Below are 20,247 nucleotides of genomic sequence, written 5' to 3' on the forward strand. Positions count from 1 at the left end.
CAGGTCTCGACGTTGCCAGGTTGGTGTGACGGCCAATTCACCTAAGCTCGTCTTGGATGGCGATAGTAGCCTTATCGTTCAATAATTGCGGCTGCGCCAAGATCAAGATGGCTCCCAGAAGCACGTAGGTATCAAGGGGAAGTAATGAGCAAGCAGCAGAACCTCGCCGCAAATATAAAGCTTGGCGAAGCCGTTGCGAGCGGGGATTTTTCGATCTTCGATCAGGTATTCGCGTCGGACGTCGTCGATCATGACCCAGCGCCCGACCAAGGCTCCGGCCCGGAAGGCTTCAAGACGTTCTTCACCATGATGAGGACCGCGTTTCCCGACCTCAACGTTTCGGTCGACCACCTGACCCAGACGGAAACTGACATTGCAATGGCCTATACCATTCACGGCACGCACAAAGGCATATTTGCCGGCATTGCTCCGACAGGCGAGACGATCGCTGCCCGCGGGATGCAGATCGCTCGCTTCGAGAACGGGCAAATTGTCGAGCGGTGGGGGAGTTCCGACGTGCTCGGTATTCTCACGACACTCGGCGCCAAGGTCGGCTGACCAGTGACCAACTATGATGCCGTTGTCATCGGCGCCGGTCAGGCTGGCGCGCCGTTAGCCATGCGGCTGGCGGGTTCCGGGCTGAAGGTCGCTATCGTAGAGCGGGCATCGGTCGGGGGTACCTGCGTCAACACTGGTTGCACTCCGACTAAGGCGCTCGTGGCGAGCGCGTATGCCGCGCAGCAGATGCGGCGTGCAGCGGAATATGGCATTGTTTCCCAGTCACCGGTACGCGCCGACATGAGGCAGGTTAAGGCCCGCAAAGACAAGATCGTCGCGGACAGACGCGAAGGACTGCGCACGAGTCTCGAGAGCACCGATAACTGCACGCTGCTTCATGCGCCGGGCCGCTTCCTATCGCCTCATGAAGTCGATGTCGGAGGCATCGTCCTGAGGGCTGATCGGGTGTTTATAGACGTGGGGTCACGAGGGGTCGTGCCACTGATCCCCGGCCTCCAGACAGTGGATTATCTGGATAACGAATCGATCCTGCAGCTCGATATACTCCCGCGTCATCTCATTGTCCTCGGCGGAAGTTATATTTCACTGGAATTCGCGCAGATGTATCGCCGCTTCGGGAGTGAAGTGACGATCGTCGAGAGGGCCTCGCGCTTGATATCTCGTGAGGACAGAGATGTTTCGCTAGCGGTTCAGGGCATTTTGGAGGCGGAGGGTATAGCCGTCCATCTCGGTGCGACCGCCACGCGGGCCGTGCAACGGGATGGAACCATAACGCTCTCTATTGAGAATGGGCCTGACATCACCGGATCTCATCTGCTGCTCGCTGTCGGCCGGCGACCGAACACCGACAATCTAGGCCTCGCGGCTGCCGGCATCGAACAGGACGACCGCGGATTCATTAAGGTGGATGATGAGCTGCGGACCAATGTCCCGGACATCTGGGCAATGGGCGATTGCAACGGCCGGGGGGCCTTTACCCACACGGCCTACAACGACTATGAAATTGTAGCGGCGAATCTCCTCGACAATGATCGCCGCCGCGTGAGCGAACGCATTCAGGCCTATGCAATTTATATCGATCCCCGCTTGGCCGTGTAGGGATGACTGAGGCGCAGGCAGGAGCGTCGGGCCGCCAGGTCCTTATTGGCCGGCGCCCAATGACGCAAGTAGCGCGCGCCATCGAAAAAGGCGAGACACATGGCTTCATAAAGGTGCTCGTCGACGCGGCGACGCGACGCTTCATTGGCGCCGCTATCCTGGGGCCAGGAGGAGACGAGGTCGTCCATAGCATCTTGGATTTGATGGCAGCGGACGCGCCATATACCGTCATGCAGCGAGCCGTGCACATCCACCCGACCGTCAGCGAACTGCTGCCAACGGTGCTCAGCACTCTCCAGCCGCTGGATCCCGAAATCGCGGACAGCGCCCCTTAAACCTTCGCGTTCGGCGGGGCCGCAGCTACGAGCGAATCGAGCCGCAGTCTCGAATCTCCTTCTGTTGCTAGTACACCTGAGATGATTGTGCTGGGTGCGTGCTGCGATACTTGTTGGCCCAGGAATACAATGAGGGTGCGATCTGCCTGCCCCTAGTTTGAGTAGAGGCGCGTGCGGAGGAAGCATTCGGGTTTGATTTTAGTCGTTGGTTGTCCGAACCGCGTATTAGCCAGCAACTTGGGCTTCGATATTGCACTGTACTGAAGCCGCAGCGCTTCTTGGGGATGCTCCGTCAAAACAACAGGAATCGTCGTGGCGCTGCGAGGCGAAAAGAAGTGTTTTTAGCAATCTCCTACAATACTAGCGCATAAATAGTGCGAAAAATGCTTTCTGACTTGCGGTTCGCCGGTGACCACATCTAGCGTTCCTAGGTCGCTGGGACGGCCCTGGTAAGACCGACAAGAAATAATGAATGGCCTAGGAGAGCACAATTGCGTTGTTTTGGTCTCTCGGAAGGGTGCATCGAGATGGGGTGGTCCCGTATAATACAAGGAGTTCTTCATGAGCGACATAACTAGTGGAATTTCGGCAGAGTTGCGCGAGCTTTGTCTGAGCGTCTTGCTTTCAACTCCCGATTCATGCGAACCAAAAGTGCGAAAACAAAAGGCGAACGACACCATTGCTTCACTGAGCCGCGACAAATATAAAAGCGTCCCTTGCTCGAACCTGGCCGCTGCGGAAGGGGCGCACTCGACGTCAAGTAAGGCACCAGAGCGAGCTGGCGAAGCTCCTGCCATCTCGCGACGCAAGCCCTCTGAATTGCAAACCTGGCGATTCCGCCGTGTCCAAACTTATATCGGAGATCACATCGCCGACACCATCAGATTGGCGGATCTGGCTCGCGCCGCTGGCCTCACGCGGATGTATTTCGCCGCTCAGTTTCGTCAAAAGACGGGTGTCCGGCCGCATGAATATATCGTCCGTCAGAGGATTGCGCGCGCACAGGTTCTGCTCATGGTTCCACAAACGAAGATTATTGAGGTCGGTGTATGCGTCGGCTTCACAAGCCAGGCGCATTTCACAACTGTCTTCCGTCGCTACGTGGGGATCACTCCGCATCGCTGGCGGCTGTCGCAGACCCCCGAAGGCTCGCCGAGACCTGCAAATATTCACTCGACTCGCACAGACGCCCAATCATCTCAGCCACACAACACCACACGACAAGCGGCGATCCTGCGTTAGCGGCTCAGAGACCTGCGGAGAGCATAGCCCGCGAGGCACAGGACATAAGCGCTGTTTGCATACCCTGCGACAGTTCGACCATGCGAAACCAATCGGCCGCTCGAGACTTCACAGCGGCGTAGTACCTAGGCTTGGTGCCCCAAGGAGAACGGCCATGTCCGTAGTGCCGTCATAGTCTTCTCTGAGGAGTTCAGGGCCGCGTTCAAATCGCTGCGCCAGCCGGCGTAATTTAAGGCTACAAAGGGGGCGCAAGAATGAGGTCGCGCCTCGCGCAGCCGAGGCGCTGTCGCTCGGCCTTGAACAAGGGAGTATGAGCATGGCAACCCCCGATATGCTTCGCCACACACGCATCCCTCTGAAGCATGGATCAGGTTCGATGCCTGCTGTCGGATTTGGCACGCTGATTCCCGATCCGCTCGCGACCAAACAAGCGACGCGAACCGCGTTGGAAGTGGGCTTCCGCCAGCTTGATTGTGCCGAGCGCTACCGCAACGAAGAGGCGGTCGGCGAGGCAATACAGGAATCCATCCGTGCCGGCACCCTTCGCCGGGAGGACCTCTTCGTTACGACGAAGCTGTGGAATAGCAATCATCGCCCTGACCGGGTCGAAGCCGCCTTCGACGCGAGTTGCAGGCGCCTGCAAGTCGATTATATCGATGCTTACCTCATCCATACCCCCTTCGCCTTTCAACCCGGCGACGAACAGGACCCACGGGACGAGCAGGGCCATGTCATCTACGATTCCGGGGTCACGCTGATCGAAACATGGCGGGCGCTTGAGAACCTTGTGGATGGGGGCAGGTGCAGGTCGATCGGCCTATCCGATATCACTTTGGAGAAACTACGTGAGATCGTTGCGGCTGCGCGGATCATGCCTTCTGTGGTGCAGGTCGAATCCCATCCCTATCTGCCCGAATGGGAACTGCTCGACTTTTGTCAGGAGCACAGCATTGTTTTGCTTGCATTCGCGCCGCTGGGGCATGGACTTGAACCGAGAGTGACGGACGATCCGATCATCGCGGCGATTGCACGGCGCGTCCGCAAGACGCCTGCGCAGGTTGCATTGGCATGGGCTGCTCAACGGGGCACCGCTTTTCTGACGACCTCGACCAATCCCGAGCACATCCGGGAAAACTTCGACATCGCAACGCTGCCTGAAGACGCCATCCGTGAAATTCGGGATGGCGTCACCACGAAAGTCCGGTTCAACCAGGTCGTAGGAACTGGCGTGCCCGGATTCATTCCTCGGCCCACGTAGCGACGTCGCACGGCGCGAAAGGGGAGTGTCGACTGTCCTAGATTGGATGCCCGTTAAAGGTCGATCACGATATCGCCTTGGGGCTTAGAGCAACATATCAGCACGTTGCCCTCGGCTGGCGGTTCGACCGGGTAGGGCTGATAGCCGACGGCGCCAGCGATGAGCGCGGTTTCGCAATTGTGGCAGACGCCTGTACGGCAAGACCATCGGACGGGAACGTCGCAGGCTTCAGCCAGTTCGAGGATGCTCTGGTATGCCGCTCCCCACGGGACGTTAACGCCTGAGCGCGCAAAGGACACGAGCGGCCCTGTGCCGGCCGCCCCGGTAGGCAAATGCGGCTGCTTCAGGGGAGCCGCGGCGATTCCGGGCGTCAAAGCCGGACCCGCTCCAAACATCTCGCTGTGGATTCTGTTGGCGGCAACACCCCAGGCCGCGAGGCTGGGCATCAGGTCGGTCATGAAGGCCGGCGGACCGCAAAGACAAAAATCGGCATCGCGTGGCACGCCCAATTCCTGCAGCAACGGCAGGCTCACGCGGCCAGGAGCGTCGAAATCGACAGCGAGCCGGTCCTTGGAACCAGGCGAGCTATAGAGGATGTGGCGATGGGAGTGGGGCAGGGCCGCTAGGCAAGCACGCACCTCCTCGGCAAACGGATGCTCACCGCCGTCGTGAGCCCCGTGGATCCACCAGACCTCCCTTGGCGACATGACAGCAGCCAAGGCGTGCAACATGGCCAGCACAGGTGTGGCGCCAATCCCTGCGCTCAGCAGGACGACGGGACCGCTGCCGGGCTGCAGCACGAAACTGCCGCGTGGCGCTGTCACATCGAGGATATCACCGATCTGAACCCCATCGCGGATATACGCGCCGGCAACCCCGTCGGGATTGCGCTTGACGCTAATTCGATATCGGGCGCCGCCAGGCTCGCCCGATATCGAATAGCTGCGCAGCAGCGTGGGTGCATTGGGTGTCGGGTGCAGCCGGAGGACGATAAACTGTCCAGGGAGGCCAGGTGCCAGAGGGCGGCCGTCGGTAGGCTCCAGCACAAGCGAGGTCACGCTCTCGCTCTCGCGCTTTTTGTCGAACACCCGCAGCGGGCGAAACCCCGTCCATGCCGGCGGCGGCCCGGCGCTTGGGGCGAGACCCGGATTGCCGCTTGTGATGCCGCTGCTCTGTATCCGTTCGAGCAGGGCCTTGAATGAAGAGTGCCAGCCCGCGCTGAGCTCCGGAATGCGCAACGCCTTTTCGAGCCGGTCTGCGGGATGGCCAGGCTTATACAAAAGGGCATTCACCTCGGCGATAGTCATGCCCTCGGGCCCCCGCGCTTCCCGCACAATCTCAAGGCCGGCCTCGACCTCTCCTTCCTCCAGGACACGGAGATAGAAGCCGGGTCTGTCGTGCGCGACGAGCAGCGCGGCCATCTGCGGCTCGTTCATGCGGATGCCGACCCGGTAGCAGGTGACGCGCGGCTGCGTCACTTCGAAGACGGCACTCCCGATCCGATACCGGTCGCCGATGCATACTTCGCTGTCGGATAAGCCATCGACGGTGAAGTTCTCGCCGAACTGGCCATACTCGATGTCGGCTCGGTCGAGGTGGGCCTGCCAATGGTGATAGGAGTCGATCTGGTAAACGAAGACGGCCCGATGCTCGCCACCGTGGCCCGCCATATCTCCTTGGCCGTCTCCCTCGATATTGAGCCGCCGCACCATCCGTGGGCCTCGAACGGGCTCTTTCCAGACAGCAGTGTGGACGGTTCTTCCCTGCCATGCGATGTCGCGGGGAAGTCCGACATTGACGGAAAGCAACCGTGCCATCAGAGGGCTGTCGGAGGCATCGGCCCCACCCCTTCATCCGTCGACGTCACGGTGTGCACGAGAGATCGATACTTGGTCATCGCTACTCATCAGCTGCCACCTACGCAGGATAGCGCGATCCATCGTCGTATTCTTGTCGATTTCAAACCTCGAGGAGTTATTCGATAAGGTCGTGCAGACGGGAACATGCCATGGAGTTCCGCTTATGGCACAGCTCTATCTAGGCCGGTGGGATGTGGATGCTTTAGGAAACCGGCATGGTCGCCCCCGAACTCCGTGATCGCTCGTTCCTGTTTAGGGCATACTCAGATGCCCCTGTCGTGGTCGCGCGGACGAGGTCGAGCGCCTCATTCACTCGAAGCGCGTCGTAGTTTTCGATAGCGGGGTCGAAGGTTTTTTCCTCAATCGCAGCGACTTCACAGCCAAGTTTGAAGATCTGACCAGGCTGCCGCGGGGCCCAGCCGGGTTAGAGGCCTCGCCCAACATCCTGGTACGGCTAACCCGCGTCTCCGTCGCCTCCATTGCGCTGATCCGCGGCGGCGCAACGCTGACTCGCGATGACGAGGCGATCACCGGTGTTGGCGTCAGTGGCGGGACGGTGGACCAGGATGTCGCGATCCTTGAGGCGGCGCCACTGGCCTCTTAGCTTGCCCAAACATCCTTGGGGTCACGCCGCAAAGGGGCCGCTGGAGGTGGCAATCTGTTGGTTCGGGTGCTTGCTTGAAAGCTCCTTTACATGCCACGCAGGGCACTGGACGCGCCGGGCGTCTCAGCCTAGACCGCGAGGTGACAACGGCGGTTTTCAACGGTCTATGATTGCATTGGTTGATTCGGAGGCAATCCCAGGGTAGGGAAAAACTGTCGCCGGATCTCCGAACCAGCTTTTTCTGAAAGGTGTCCGATGAGTCGGGAGCCATTAGCCATTGACCTGAACGGTTTATTCGCTTTGGCTACGGCCGTGTCTGGTCGGCGTCTTATCGCCATCGTAGGTGCGCCTGGCAGCGGCAAGTCTACCGTTGCCGAAGGCCTTATCGCTCAGGTCAATGCAGTCCATCCCGGCGGCGCAGCCATTCTTCCAATGGATGGATATCATTTTGACGATGCCGTTCTGGATGCCCGTGGCCTGCGCGCTCGAAAAGGTGCGCCCGAAACGTTTGATGTTGGCGGACTCAGGCACATGCTCAGCCGCCTCAAGCTCAACGATGAGGACGAGATCGCCGTTCCAGTATTTGACCGTGCGATTGAGATATCAAGGTCGGCCGCCCGGCTGATCCCGAAAGCCGTGCGCGTCGTCGTTGTCGAAGGCAATTACCTGCTATTGGGCCTTCCGCCATGGTCCCACCTGCATGTGGCATTCGATGCGACAGTGATGATTAATGTCTCGGAGGAGGTCCTTCGCCGGAGGCTGACAGAACGTTGGGAAAGCTATGGCCTTTCACCTGCGGAGGTTAAAGCCAAGGTTGAGAAGAATGATCTGGTCAACGGGCGTTTCGTTATGGCGAACAGCGCGACATCAAACTTCGTCTTGCACGGCTGAAACGAGACTTCGCTCAATGTGATGGGGCCGCAACGAGCACAGGCATCTTCGAGCACTGACAGCGGCGTGTCCCACCCAATGATTACTGCTGAAGCTGCGATGCGCGAGTGGACGCCGCGGCGTTTTCGATAGGGGAGGAAGAGTTCCTAGCCACCGTCGGTACATGCTTCCCTCCTGCGTCACGCTCGGTCGCGCTTTCCGGCGACGCATTGTGCGCCACTGTTTTGAACAAGACAGGAAAAGCCATCCGTTAGATGATCGCGAACTTCGGCCGAGCCGATTCAGGCGGTCGTGCGAAGGAGGAAAGTAAGTCATGCGTGGAAACGCGTTCGTTTTGCTCGTCTCTATTGTCGCCGCATTAGGCGGACTATTGTTCGGCTACGACACGGGCATCATTTCGGCAGCCTTGTTGTTCGTCGGCCACGATCTCAATCCTCACGGCAGCGGCCTGGATGACCTTGCCAAGCAGTTAATCACCTCTGCTATCGTCGCTGGTGCCTTGATCGGGTGCATGGGGGCCGGGCCGATCTCGGATCACTTAGGGCGGCGCCTGGTCGTGGTAGCGGCGGCGATCATTTTCATCGCAGGCTCGGTGGCGGCCGCTGCATCGGGATCGGTCGATGTGCTGGTAATCTCGCGTTTGGTGCTCGGCCTCGCGATCGGTGCTGCCTCGCAAATTGTGCCGGTTTACATAGCAGAGCTGGCACCCGCGGCTCGGCGTGGTGGCTTGGTGGTGCTGTTCCAGCTCGCCGTGGTCAGCGGTATCCTACTTTCCTCGATCGTCGGCTGGCTGCTCGGGGCTAGTGGCGCATGGAGGCTGATGTTCCTACTCGGTGTCGTGCCGGCGGTGGTACTTCTTGTCGGGTTGATCTGGCTCCCCGAAAGTCCCCGCTTTCAGGCCCTGAACGGCAACCGCGATGGGGCGCGGCAAACCTTGCTCCGCCTGCGAGCCAGCAAAACGGAGGTCGATCGGGAGCTTGAGGAAATCGAGCAGACGGTGCACGCGGAGCGCGGCTGGAAAGAGCTTTTCCAACCGAAACTGCGGCCAGCGCTGGTCGCCGGCATGGGCGTAGCAATGTTTAGCCAAATCACCGGCACCAATGCGGTGATTTATTACGCGCCCACCATTCTTGCCTCAGTGGGATTCGGGAAGAGTGCCGCGCTGCTGACCTCGCTCGCGATCGGCGTTACCATCGTCGGGTCGACGATCTTCGGCATTTGGGCAGTTGATCATTGGGGGCGTCGCAAGCTCATGCTCCGCTTCCTGCCGTTGGCCGTGTTATCGCTTGTGCTCCTCGGCTTCGCTCTGTTCGGCGGCACGCCGCATGGCTGGATGCGTTGGCTGGCGGTAGGCGGTCTTTTGGGCAATGAGATCTTCAACGTCGGTTCGATCTCGGTCACCATCTGGCTTATTGGCTCTGAGGTGTTTCCGCTCGGCGTCCGCGGCAAGGGAATGAGCATGGTGGCGCTGTCGCACTGGACGTTTGACCTGGTGATTTCCCTCACCACGCTCAGCCTGGTCTCGAGCCTTGGCGCAGGCGGTGCCTTTTGGCTCTTCGCCTTTATCAACCTCCTCGCCTTCGGCTTTGTCTGGCGCTACGTACCCGAGACGCGCGGCAGGACGCTTGAGCAGATCGAGAGCGATCTGCAGAGTGGTCACTTCCGGACATGACGGATCGTGCCGTTCCGATCGCAAAGCTGCAAATAGTCCGAGACCCTGCTACGCGGCGGCAGGTCGGACAGAAGCGCATTCCACCGACGTCCCGTAGAAAGCCCATAAAGGATCGCGTTCAGCACTTCGGATATTCAGCGTCCCAACTCGACCGCCGCACTTGGCTGTTCGAATCAGTGGCTCGATCGACGCTCATTCGGCGAGCGCAGGACGAACGTGCCCGGGAGGTCCGCCCCGCGTTACCTTCAGGCGCCCCGGCTCGCCCCCGCTGGCCAACAGTGCCGCATCGTAGGTGAGGATCGCGCCATCGGCGAAGGTCACGCGCCGCGCCGCTGCCGTACCCGCGGCCCCGGCACCGAAGATCACCATCGTCCTGGGTCTGCGTCCTCTTGCACCGGTGAGGACGGACCGATAGGGCCGAGCAGCAGCCGGCCCGCATCAACCCGCAGGTCAACGACCGCAGGCGACGCCAAAAAACGCCCGGTGTCCAACCCGAATGCCGCCTTGTGGCAAGGGCATAGCATGGTGACGTCGTGCGGAACGCCCTCCGTGAGCGGTCCGCCGGCATGGGGGCAGATCGCTCCCACCGCGTGGCACTGTCGACCGCTCCGGGCCAGCAGCACCTTGGCGCCGTCCCGCTCCACGGCGCGCATCGTGCCTTAGGCAAGCCCGGCCGCATCGCCGACATCGATCTCCATAAGACAGTCTCCCGCTATCAGACGCCACGCCTTAACCATGGCACCCGGAACATGAGTTGTAAGGCCAGCCACGTGCCTACCTCGCCGAGACCTGGGAGGGCCTTGCCGGCTCCCGATAGAGAAAGCACCTAGGCTGCGAATGGGCTATTCGCGATCGTCGCGGCGGATGAAGATGACACCGGCACCCACGAACCCGATGCCAGATACGCCCTGAGCCGCGACGCGGGACGAGCACGACTTGGTAGGGAAAGAGCACGTCCATGAAGCCGCACTTTGAGATGAGCATGAACAGGGCGGCGGCGCCACCGACAAGGGTATAGGTTCTCAGCCCCGCGCCCTGCGACGGATCTCGCGTTCAAGCGAGATCAGGGCAGACAATATAAAAGCAAGCGGGAGTTCCGCGAGCTGCAACCATCTTTGGCCTATGAGGTTAGAAAAGGCCGAATACTATTCGGCTGCACGTCACGGGCCAGAGGCACAGTCTAGCTCTGAGCCACCGTCCCTCGTTGAAGAAGGACCGGGCCCGGCACCTGAATGGCCACGAATTCACCTGTTGCGCCCTGCCAGACGCAGAGTAAATACCAAAGGCCGATCTGTTATCCCGAGGTCGCCACCCTGGTCAACTTGCTCGAGCGCCAGCTAAGGAAAAGCGATCGTTAGCGGGCAGCCGGCTTCCGATGCGAGCTCCCCAAGGTTCTCCTATACATTCGCGTTTCTGCTCATTCAGCCCAAAAAACATGCAGAGCGCACTGATTGAGATATCTCAGAAGGCAAAACAAGTTTTTTAACCTCGGGCTAATAGTCCTGCAAACGAGTATCGCCTGAGGTTGTAAAGGCAGTCGCTGAGCTGGTGCCGATGCGGTTCGCGCCGGCCGCAATCATCGCTTCCGCGACCTCGCGGCTTCGCACACCGCCGGAGGCTTTGACTCCGACAGCTGACCCGACCGTCGCGCGCATCAATGCCACATCCGCGACCGTCGCCCCTCCGGTCGAAAATCCAGTCGAAGTCTTGACAAAATCTGCACCCGCTGTGACCGCAAGCTGGCAGGCCATCTGTTTCTCATCATCTGTCAGCAGGCAGGTCTCGATGATGACCTTAAGCACCGCGCCCGTGCATGCCGCTCGGACCGCCGCAATGTCATTCCGGACATAGTCAAGCCGTTGTTCCTTCAAGGCGCCAATCGCAATGACCATGTCGATCTCGTGGGCCCCCGCCGCCATCGCTGCGGCGGCTTCTGCCGCCTTAATCGCGGAAGGCATGGCACCAAAGGGAAAGCCTACCACCGAACATGTTCGCACTACGCTTCCGCTGAGGAACCTTGCGACAAGCGCGACATGCACAGAGTTAACACAGACGGTCCGGAAGCCATATCCCATCGCTTCTTCGCAGACTTGACGGACTTCCACCTCAGTTGCATCGGGCTTGAGGATCGTGTGATCGATCATCCATGCCAGAGTGGAAGTTCTGTTGCTTTTGCTGTCAGCCATTTGCTGACTTCAGCTGTTCATTGCCGTGGGAGAGACGGTCGATCCGATACGGCAGATTTGGTACGGGTTCGCCAAGCACGGAGGTATAATTGCGGAGAAACGGAACGGCATTACCCCAAAGCATGGAGCGATCGGCCGTCAGCACGGGCTCGGGTGAGTATTGCGAGATATAGGCGCGGCGCAGCTTCGGTGTCGTATTGGCCCCACTGGAATGCAACGTGAGGCTGCCGAATACCGCGATAGTGCCGGCCCGCGCGACGAATGGCAGTCCTTTGTCAGACCCGGAATAACCTACCCAGTCGTTGGAGGGAGGGTCGAATTCATGAGGCACCGCTGTCCGGATTCCACTTTGGCTTGCCGGCAAGATAGAGATCGTACCGTTTTCCTCCGTCACATCGTCCAACGGGCACCAGACGGTGATATAGGGCTTGTGGTTACGGTCGCCATCGACGGCGTTGACATAGCCGGAATCCTGGTGCCAGGCGAGCTTCATGCCCGCTTCCGCTCCCTTCACCACGAAGCCATCGAAGAACAGATAGGCATCGGGCCCGAGAAGCGCTTCGCAGATCGATTTCATGACATCGCTGAAAAGATACGCGCCAAGAATCGGGCGGTCGCGCATCGGAAAGGCCGCATGATATCGCTTGTTGCGGTGCGTAATGCCGAGCTGGTCGACGCCCATGCGGTCCATTTTCTCGTCCTCCCGCCGGACGAAATAGGCGCATTCCTCGCGCAACATCGCCAGCAGATCGGGCGAAACCGCGTTTTCGAAGACAGCGTATCCGTCATCCCGAAACCGGCGCCGCTCCGTCTCGCTAACGTCGAATTCTGACATCTTCTCCAACATTGTCTCTCCCCGTTTTGCTGTCTAGGTGACGAGCCGGTTGCGAAGCATGGCAACGTCCTGCATGAATCGCGCGACCTTCTGGCGATCGACCGCGCTCCACCAAGTGCCATCCATTTTGAGCGAGCTGCCGATGATCACGCCGGCGGCACGCTCCAGAATAGCGCCAACATTGCTGAGGGTCACGCCACTGCCGACCAGCACCGCAAGCCGCGTCGCGCGGCCGATCTCCTCTAGTTCCTGCAAATCAACAGAGTCGCCGGTGCGCTGGCCCGTGGCGATCACGGCGTCGGCGTCGAAGAACTCCACGTCACGCGTGAGTTCAGAGATGGAGCGGTCCGCGACGATCGCATGCGCACCATGCTTCACGTGTGTATCCGCGAAAATCAAAACATCCTTTGCCGAGATCGAGGCGCGGTAGCGCAGGATTTCAGCGGCCTCCCCCTCGATAAAGCCCTCGTTGGCGACATAGGCATTCGCCCACTGGTTGACGCGGATAAACACAGCCCCTGCGGATTTGGCGATCGCCAGGGCCGGAATCCCTGCATTGGCAAGCACATTGATGCCGAGCGGCACGTCGAAGGCGCGCCTCACGCGATCGGTGATGACCGCCATGGCAGCGGCGGTCTCGGGCCCGATCCGGTGCGGCTTGAGGAACGGCAAGTCGCCATGGTTCTCGATGATCAGCCCGTCGATGCCGCCCTCGACATAGGCTTCCGCGTCGCGAAGCGCGCGATCGTAAAGTGCTTCAACCGCTTCGCCATCGTACCGCGGAGTGCCGGGAAGCGGTGGGCAGTGCAATACGCCGATCGCCACCTTCGTCTTTTGAAAAATTTTCAAAACCGCATCCCCGCGGTCATTTGAGATCGCCAAATTCATGCCGCACCCTGATGGCCCACTGAATTATTCGACTTATCACAGCCCTTGATGTGGTCAAAGCTCCACTTTCTTTCCTCCGCGACCCCGATTCCGGCTTGTCCTCCGTCGCCGAAGTGTGCCCAATTGAAACCTTCAAATATCCAGCTCCAAGGAGGTCCTATGACAAAACGCGCCCTACTGGCGCTCGCGGCCTTCGCCGGTCTCGTGGGATCCGGCGGCATAGCATCTGCCGCAACACCACCGACAATCTGTTACGTTACCTTCAGCCTGCAGGTCGAGTATTTCCAACTCGGCGTCGGCGGCGCGAAGAAGGCGGCGAAAGAGCTCGGCGTCAATCTCATCGTGCATGATCCGCAAGCTGACACCGGCAAACAGGTCGAGGACTTCGAGGACTGTATCGCGCGGAAGGCCGATGCCATCATCATCGACCCGATCGAATCCACGGCACTTGCCGGACCGATCGAGGAGGCGGGCAAGAAAGGCATCCCCATCGCGGCGTTGGATACCCCGATCAAGAGCCCTTATGTGGTCATCCAACTCGGTATCCCGCAATTCGACGCCTCGCGCGAATTCGGCCAGTTCATCTCGGGCTACGTCATCGGCAAAATGGGTGGCAAGGCGAAGATCGGCGTCATGCTGGCCTCGACCGAAGTCCAGCTCGCGCGGCGGGACGGATTTCTCGCGGCTCTGAAGGATGTGCCAGACGCCACCGTTGTCGCGACGGGAGACGGCCGCAACGTCCTGGAAACAGCTCAGTCAGCGGCCGAGAACATGCTGACCGCGCATCCCGAAATCAACGTCATCTACGCGACCGGAGATCCGCAGCTACAGGGCGCACTGGCCGCCGCCGCCTCGCAAGGTCGCAAGATCGCCTTTTTCGGTTGGGACGACGTGCCTGAGCCCTTCATCAAACCGCTGCAGGACGGCCGCATCATCGGCTTCGTTATGCAGGCACCACAAATCGGCGGCGAGATGGCCCTGCGCTATCTGGTCGATAAGCTCCAGGGCAAATCGATCCCTGCCCGTTATAGCTACAACCCGACGATCATCACTCAATACAACCTCGCGCAAAATCGCTGAGCCGTGACAGGGGAAGCTTGCAGCTTCCCCTGTCACGCTTCTCTTTCTCGACGACTTCGAAGGTCTATAAATTGGCGAGACTGGATCATCCCGTGACAGGGCCGTCAGGCTTGAACCAAAGGGCAAGACGGCTGGCGGTCCTATCGGTTCGCTACGGAACCTGTATCGGATTGGCCCTGTGGCTCGTCGCCATGGCCTGTTCGTCCGATTATTTCCTCACCACCATCAACCTGCTCAACGTGGCGCGGCAGACCGCGCCGATCATCATAATCGGCGTCGGCTCGACCTTCGTCATGGCAACCGCCGGCATCGATCTCTCGGTGGGGGCGATTGTCGCGCTCGTGTCCTGCCTGACCTCGGCCTGGCTGACGGATGGGCTTACCGCGAGCCTTGTCGTCATTGCTGTGATCGCAGTGGGGGCCTGCCTCGGTGCTTTGAACGGCTTCCTGGTCTGGCTCGGGATACCCGCCTTCATCGTGACGCTCGGTGGATTGGTGTCCATTCGCGGCATCGCCTTCGTCTACAGCAACGGCTATGCGACGCCGATCACGAACCCGGCCATACTTTGGCTGGGGCGTGGCGCGGTCCTGGGTGTTGACGCGCCAATTCTGATCGCTCTGCTCGTCGTCGTTGCGGGGGTCTTCACCCTCAGCCGGAGTCAGCTTGGTCTCCACGCCCTCGCAGTCGGTGGTCGGGAGGAGGCGGCCCGGGTGATGGGCTTACCAATCGGCCGCATCAAGATCCTTGTCTATGGCATCTCCGGTGCCCTGGCAGCACTGGGAGGGCTTGTTCTCGCGGCGCGGCTGTCGAACGGATCGCCCAATGCCGGCATGGGGCTGGAATTGGATGTGATCTCGGCGGTCGTGCTCGGCGGCACGAGCCTGTTCGGCGGCTCGGCGACCATCATCGGCACCATCATCGGCGCCCTCTTCATCGGCTTCATCCGCAATGGCCTCAACCTTCTCGACGTCAATCCATACTGGGTGCAGGTCGTGACCGGCATCGTCCTGGTCGCGGCGGTGTTGCTGAACACCATCGTCAATCGGCGGGTCGAACAATGGGCGCGGGTTTCCGCGACAGACGAATGAGCGCGCCTCTCATCCGCATGCACGACATCTCCAAAGCCTTCGGCGCCGTTCGCGCCTTGTCCCATGTCGGGCTGAGCATCGGCGAAGGCGAGGTGCTGGGATTAGTCGGCGACAATGCCGCCGGCAAGTCGACACTGATGAAAATTCTTGCCGGCGCCCACCAGCCGGACAGCGGCACGATCGAGGTCGGCGGTCAGGCAGTCGTCTTTCACGGGCCCCATGATGCGCGCGGCGCGGGCATAGAGATGATCTACCAGGATTACGCCCTGGTTCCGGCGCTCACGGTGACACAGAACATCTTCCTCGGCCGCGAGGTTCTCGGCGCCTGGCCGCTTTTGCGTGTCCTGCAGCGGCGCCAGATGGATGAGCGGGCAAAAGCCCTCTTCGCCGCCCTGGGGCTGCGGGTACCCTCCGTCTCCAGCCCGGTGCGAGAGCTGTCGGGCGGGCAGCAGCAGGCCGTCGCAATCGCCCGCGCGACCGGTTTCGACGCCAAGCTGGTCATCATGGACGAGCCCACTGCCAATCTCGGCGCGCCCGCCATCGCCAAGGTGCGGGACACCATCACCCGGCTGAAGCTGCAAGGGGTGGCGGTCATTCTCATCAGTCACCGGCTGGAGGATGTCTTCGCGGTCGGTGACCGCTTCATCGTCATGAAGCACGGCCATGTCGTCGCGGCGCGCGAGGTTGGCGATACGCATGCGGATGAGATTGTCCAGATGATTGTAACAGGCGCCGACCCGCGCCGATCAGCGGCGCCCGCGGACCCGAAGCCTTGAAGCGCCGCCGCGCTACTATGGTGGATGTCGCGCGGCTGGCGCATGTCTCGGTCGGCACCGTGTCGAATGTGCTGAACGATACGGTCGTCGTGCGGCCCGAGACCCGCGAAAAGGTCGAGGCGGCGATCCGCACGCTGAGCTTTCAACCAAACGCCCTCGCGCGCTCGCTGATCTCGAGTACGCGACCGGCGCCCGCTCGATCGCAAGACCCGGACCTCCCGCAGCTCATCCTGGTGGGTGCGGCGAGTGTGGACTACACCGCCATGCTCTCCGTGCTGCCGCACCGCAATGACCGTATCACTGCCCGCAGCATCGAAAAATCACTCGGCGGGCCAGCGGCAAACACCGCCGTCTTCGCTGCGGCGCTAGAGGACCGCTTCCCCGTCGCCGCCGAACTCGTGACGACCCTCGGGGATGACGCCGACAGCGACTGGGCACTGGCAGAGCTGGCCCTGAAGAACGTCAGCACCATCGCGATCCGCCGGCAACGCAACCAGCGGATAAGCCGCTGCATCGTGCTGGTCGAGCAGAATGGTTCGCGCACCATCCTGAATGAGCCGGTGGTGCTCCTCGAATCCGACCTCACACCCTATACGAACCATCTCACCCAAGAGCGGCGCTGCCTGCATGTCGGCGGCTCGCAGATCGATACGGTGTTGAAGACGGTCTTGGAGATTGGCGGCACGGGCACTGAGCTCAGCCTGCAGATGACCGGCCTGCCGAAGGCGTCGCAGACAGCAGCCAACGTGGCGGATCTGATCGGGCATTTCGACCTCGTATTCCTCAACCGCGATGTGATCCAGGAGGCTACCCGATGCCGCGCTGGCCTTGGGCCGGTGGTCGAGGCGACCCTGGCGCTGGTGCGGAGCGTATCGCCCAAGGGCGTCATGATCCTGACGCTCGGAGAGGATGGCGCCCTGGTAATCTTTCCTGACGCTCAAGAGCCGGTCCATGTGCCTGGCCTGGCCGCGCATGTGGTGGACACCACCGGTGCCGGCGACGCCTTTGCCGGTGCCTTTCTGGCGGTCTGGTTGAACACTCATGATGCGATTGCCGCCGCCCGCTACGGCAACGCGGCAGGCGCTGTCGCCGTATCCGTAGAGGGAAGTCAGACCTCGGTCCCGACCGCGACCCTGCTAGAGCGGCTTTTGGAGGTTGCCGTTAGGGCGCCTCAGACCCTGCAAGGTGTCGTGCGCCTCGGGCACGCGGATAAGGCGCAAGCATGAAGGTCATCGTCCTTGGAAATTGCACGGTGGACCTGTCCTTCGCTGTGCCGCGCTTTCCGCTCGCGGGTGAGACGCTGCTGGCGACGGAGCGCAGCGTCGACCTTGGTGGCAAGGGTGCGAATCAGGCGTTGGTCGCCGAGCGCTTCGGCGCGCTGACCATGCTGGCCGTACCGATCGGGCGGGATGTCGATGGCGACTGGGCTTGCCAACGGCTGGCGGCCGAGGGCCTTTCCCTCGCCGCGGTGACGCGGGTCGATACCGCAACGGATCAGTCAGTCATCTATGTGACGCCCGATGGCGAGAACGCTATCGTCAGCACGCATCAGGCGGCGCGCACGACCACCCCCGATTGGGCGGCTGAGGTTTTGCGAAGGCATGCGGAGCCGCATGACATCCTTCTACTCCAAGGAAACCTACCGTTGGAGACCACGAGGGAAGCTTTGGCGCAGGCCCGCGCGATCGGCTTGATGACGGTGCTCAACCCCGCGCCGATTCAATATTCCTGTGACACGCTGTTCCCTTTCGTGGATTTGGCCATACTGAATGAGATCGAGGCGGTCGAGCTAGGTGGCGCAAGCGAGCCGGTTCAAGCCGGCGTATCAATCCAGGCCCGCTGGGTTCCGCAGGTAATCGTGACGCTCGGCGCCACCGGCGCCGTCCTGATCGATCGCGACGGGGTCGCGCGCGTCCCTGCCCCGGCGGTCGAGGCTGTGGACACGGTCGGGGCTGGTGACACGCTCTGCGGAGCCCTCGTCGCCGCGCTCGCCCGCGGCCTATCGGTTGCCGCGGCGCTGCGCCTGGCCGTTGAGGCCGCTTCTCTTGCTGTCACGCGCAAGGGCACCCAATCCTCTTTTCCATCCCGCTCCGAGGCGAGAGCGATCAACGAGAAACACCCATGAGCCAGCCTCTCCTGTCCGACGAAATCCTCGAGGCGAACGGCGATGTTTGGCGGGCGATGCAGGAACATCGCTTCGTCCTGGATATTGGCCAGGACCGGTTGGATCCACGCGTCTTCCGTCGCTACCTTGCCTACGAGAACGCGTTCGTCGAGACCGCCATCACGATCTTCGGCTACCTGCTGGTAAAGGCGCCCGGTCTGACGGAGCAGCGCTGGATGATCAGTGTACTGAAAGCCTTATCGGAAGAACAGATCACCTATTTCCGGGAGGCATTTGCGGATCTCGGCATGGCCGACGCCGAGTGGCAAGATATCGACTTGCCCATGCCGGTGCTGGCCTTCGAGCAGGGTATGTTGGCCATCGCGGCGCATGGCCCCTACATCGAAGGCATCGCCGCGATGTTCGCCGCGGAGTGGATGTACTGGCATTGGTGCTGCGCCGTCGCGAAGTTGCCGATCTCAGACCCCGTCATTCGACGTTGGGTCGAACTGCACGCTGCGGAAGAGTTCGCCGCACAGGCCCGGTGGCTGAAGCAGCAGATTGATCTAGTAGGGCTGACTCTAGAGGATGTGGGTCGGAAGCGCGTCGCACGGATTTTCCGCAGAGCACTGCTTCTAGAGATCAGCTTCCACCACGCGCCTTATGAAAGCTAACGCGGACAGTTTGAATGTCGCAACGGGGCTTCGTGAATGCAAATGTCAACACGCGATAAAACCCCTGCTAACGTCTTGAGACTCGGACGCATAGGAATTGTCAACCACACCTGATTGGGCCATGATGAATTTCGAGCGGAGCCGACGGCTTCTAGGGTTGAACAAACCTGCAGTTTCGAACGTCGTATGAATCAAACGAGCCTGCTTTGGATCTAACATGCCCTACCCAAGACCTGCGTGAACTGTTTGCCATGTCCGGCAAGAAAGCCCAAAAAAAGTCATTGTCTGTGACCCGGCGGGGGACTCGTCTCCTCTCCCGAATAGGTCGCGCGGAAGAAGGGCTCGAGCACCTACGCCACGCACAGCGTATAGACTCATATTTCGATCCTCCGTGGTACTCGCCGGGGCTCGGGAGCGCCCAATTCGTGCTGCGCCGCTACGCAGAGGCTTTGGCAGACTTCGACCGAGGCGCGCCGACGGACGCTGGCACATCCGCCATGATGGCGGGATGCTGCGCGAAGTTGGGTCTTGCCAAACGTGCCTTTGAACTCGTAGCGCGCTGCTTGGCTATTCAACCCGAGGCGTCGATAGGCAATCTCGTCAGTCGGATCGTCTTTATGGGCACGGGTGACCGCGAGCATCTTGCCGAATGCTCAAGTTTCGCCGGGATGCCCGAATAGCCGGGCCGGGTCAGCACGAGAACACGTCGGCGTCGCCTGCTCTTAGATTGAGGCGATGGCTCGGGCGTATGATGCGAACGACAATGCCTGACAATATAGTCTATGTTTGCCGTGCCCATGTGTGAGCGGAGAGCGGGTGCCGTACTCACTGGCTGAGGCCAGGCTCGGCGAAGCGTAGCGAGTGGGAAGGGGGCTCAGGTGGCGGCGAAGTCGCTGAGCCGGTATCGCGGTTTGCTGCCCACTGCGGAGAAGACGTCGTTGGAAGTGCGACTGATGATGCAATTGTCGGTGTGGCGCGGCTGGCGGTCTTTATCGGCAGGACTTCGGTCAATCTGCGGGGTTGCATTTAGGCTCTGACTCACTTTTGATGGATGTTGGGATTACGCGGAGCCCATAACGCGCGCCTGAAGGAGATCTAGCTTTCCGCGGCCATACATCTGGCGTTTGACGAGCTTCAG

General features: G+C 60.8%; 19 protein-coding genes and 1 pseudogene. 14 read left to right on the top strand and 6 right to left on the bottom strand.

Translation table 11 applies throughout. The annotated features are described in order from the left end of the window. Window positions 1–144 precede the first annotated feature (144 nt). The 5 genes from GSQ92_RS07130 (at window position 145) to GSQ92_RS07145 (ending at window position 4,452) form a co-directional block, all read left to right on the top strand. Entirely contained in the window at window positions 145–558 is a 414-nt protein-coding gene (locus GSQ92_RS07130; RefSeq protein WP_158801112.1) for an ester cyclase, read from the top strand. 3 nt (window positions 559–561) lie between these two features. Further along, window positions 562–1,617: a mercuric reductase gene (locus GSQ92_RS07135; RefSeq protein WP_216856767.1), complete on the top strand. Its 1,056-nt coding sequence runs from the start codon at window positions 562–564 to the stop codon at window positions 1,615–1,617. A gap of 2 nt (window positions 1,618–1,619) precedes the next feature. After that, window positions 1,620–1,952 (top strand): hypothetical protein, encoded by a 333-nt coding sequence (locus GSQ92_RS30040; protein WP_216856768.1) that lies wholly within the window; start codon window positions 1,620–1,622, stop codon window positions 1,950–1,952. 561 nt (window positions 1,953–2,513) lie between these two features. Then, window positions 2,514–3,194 (top strand): helix-turn-helix transcriptional regulator, encoded by a 681-nt coding sequence (locus GSQ92_RS07140; protein ID WP_159013249.1) that lies wholly within the window; start codon window positions 2,514–2,516, stop codon window positions 3,192–3,194. A 376-nt stretch (window positions 3,195–3,570) separates the two neighbouring features. Then, a complete protein-coding gene (locus GSQ92_RS07145) occupies window positions 3,571–4,452 on the top strand; it encodes an aldo/keto reductase (RefSeq protein ID WP_254065454.1) in 882 nt (293 codons plus the stop codon). Window positions 4,453–4,505: 53 nt separating this feature from the next. On the opposite strand, the gene GSQ92_RS07150 is transcribed toward GSQ92_RS07145, so the two are convergent. Continuing rightward, a complete protein-coding gene (locus GSQ92_RS07150) occupies window positions 4,506–6,164 on the bottom strand; it encodes an MOSC and FAD-binding oxidoreductase domain-containing protein (RefSeq protein ID WP_216856769.1) in 1,659 nt (552 codons plus the stop codon). Between the two features lie 631 nt (window positions 6,165–6,795). Here GSQ92_RS07150 and GSQ92_RS31630 point away from each other — a divergent pair. The 3 genes from GSQ92_RS31630 to GSQ92_RS07165 all read left to right on the top strand — a co-directional run bounded on the left by GSQ92_RS31630 (window position 6,796) and on the right by GSQ92_RS07165 (window position 9,478). Then, window positions 6,796–6,915, top strand: coding sequence for a heme-binding protein (locus GSQ92_RS31630; RefSeq protein WP_371418543.1), 120 nt, complete (start codon window positions 6,796–6,798; stop codon window positions 6,913–6,915). 255 nt (window positions 6,916–7,170) lie between these two features. Further along, window positions 7,171–7,806, top strand: coding sequence for a hypothetical protein (locus tag GSQ92_RS07160; RefSeq protein WP_158801107.1), 636 nt, complete (start codon window positions 7,171–7,173; stop codon window positions 7,804–7,806). A 313-nt stretch (window positions 7,807–8,119) separates the two neighbouring features. After that, entirely contained in the window at window positions 8,120–9,478 is a 1,359-nt protein-coding gene (locus GSQ92_RS07165) for a sugar porter family MFS transporter (RefSeq protein ID WP_159013251.1), read from the top strand. A 362-nt stretch (window positions 9,479–9,840) separates the two neighbouring features. Here GSQ92_RS07165 and GSQ92_RS31635 read toward each other — a convergent pair whose 3' ends face one another. The 5 genes and pseudogenes from GSQ92_RS31635 to GSQ92_RS07185 all read right to left on the bottom strand — a co-directional run bounded on the left by GSQ92_RS31635 (window position 9,841) and on the right by GSQ92_RS07185 (window position 13,348). Then, window positions 9,841–10,131: a Rieske 2Fe-2S domain-containing protein gene (locus tag GSQ92_RS31635; protein ID WP_158801105.1), complete on the bottom strand. Its 291-nt coding sequence runs from the start codon at window positions 10,129–10,131 to the stop codon at window positions 9,841–9,843. Window positions 10,132–10,332: 201 nt separating this feature from the next. Then, a pseudogene (locus GSQ92_RS30835) lies at window positions 10,333–10,602 on the bottom strand (MgtC/SapB family protein); the annotation flags it as partial. A 369-nt stretch (window positions 10,603–10,971) separates the two neighbouring features. Then, window positions 10,972–11,664 carry a deoxyribose-phosphate aldolase gene (gene deoC, locus GSQ92_RS07175; protein WP_158801104.1) on the bottom strand — a complete coding sequence of 231 codons (693 nt, stop codon included), beginning with the start codon at window positions 11,662–11,664 and terminating at the stop codon, window positions 10,972–10,974. Continuing rightward, window positions 11,657–12,511, bottom strand: coding sequence for a phytanoyl-CoA dioxygenase family protein (locus tag GSQ92_RS07180; RefSeq protein WP_158801103.1), 855 nt, complete (start codon window positions 12,509–12,511; stop codon window positions 11,657–11,659). Before GSQ92_RS07180 ends, deoC begins: the two co-directional genes overlap by 8 nt. Before the next feature lie 21 nt (window positions 12,512–12,532). Continuing rightward, window positions 12,533–13,348, bottom strand: coding sequence for a BtpA/SgcQ family protein (locus GSQ92_RS07185; protein ID WP_254065453.1), 816 nt, complete (start codon window positions 13,346–13,348; stop codon window positions 12,533–12,535). A gap of 198 nt (window positions 13,349–13,546) precedes the next feature. Here GSQ92_RS07185 and GSQ92_RS07190 point away from each other — a divergent pair, with 198 nt between their 5' ends. The 6 genes from GSQ92_RS07190 to GSQ92_RS07215 all read left to right on the top strand — a co-directional run bounded on the left by GSQ92_RS07190 (window position 13,547) and on the right by GSQ92_RS07215 (window position 19,109). Continuing rightward, window positions 13,547–14,467 carry a substrate-binding domain-containing protein gene (locus tag GSQ92_RS07190; protein ID WP_158801101.1) on the top strand — a complete coding sequence of 307 codons (921 nt, stop codon included), beginning with the start codon at window positions 13,547–13,549 and terminating at the stop codon, window positions 14,465–14,467. 92 nt (window positions 14,468–14,559) lie between these two features. Then, a complete protein-coding gene (locus tag GSQ92_RS07195) occupies window positions 14,560–15,555 on the top strand; it encodes an ABC transporter permease (protein WP_158801100.1) in 996 nt (331 codons plus the stop codon). Next, entirely contained in the window at window positions 15,552–16,331 is a 780-nt protein-coding gene (locus GSQ92_RS07200; RefSeq protein WP_174246613.1) for an ATP-binding cassette domain-containing protein, read from the top strand. The genes GSQ92_RS07195 and GSQ92_RS07200 overlap by 4 nt, the downstream gene beginning before the upstream one ends. Then, window positions 16,328–17,557 (top strand): carbohydrate kinase family protein, encoded by a 1,230-nt coding sequence (locus GSQ92_RS07205; protein WP_158801098.1) that lies wholly within the window; start codon window positions 16,328–16,330, stop codon window positions 17,555–17,557. Before GSQ92_RS07200 ends, GSQ92_RS07205 begins: the two co-directional genes overlap by 4 nt. Next, window positions 17,554–18,456, top strand: a complete 903-nt coding sequence (locus GSQ92_RS07210; protein ID WP_158801097.1) for a ribokinase — start codon at window positions 17,554–17,556, stop codon at window positions 18,454–18,456. Before GSQ92_RS07205 ends, GSQ92_RS07210 begins: the two co-directional genes overlap by 4 nt. Then, entirely contained in the window at window positions 18,453–19,109 is a 657-nt protein-coding gene (locus GSQ92_RS07215; protein WP_158801096.1) for a TenA family protein, read from the top strand. The genes GSQ92_RS07210 and GSQ92_RS07215 overlap by 4 nt, the downstream gene beginning before the upstream one ends. Window positions 19,110–20,247: the final 1,138 nt, after the last annotated feature.

Source organism: Acidisoma sp. S159, assembly GCF_009766125.1.
Taxonomy (GTDB): domain Bacteria; phylum Pseudomonadota; class Alphaproteobacteria; order Acetobacterales; family Acetobacteraceae; genus Acidisoma.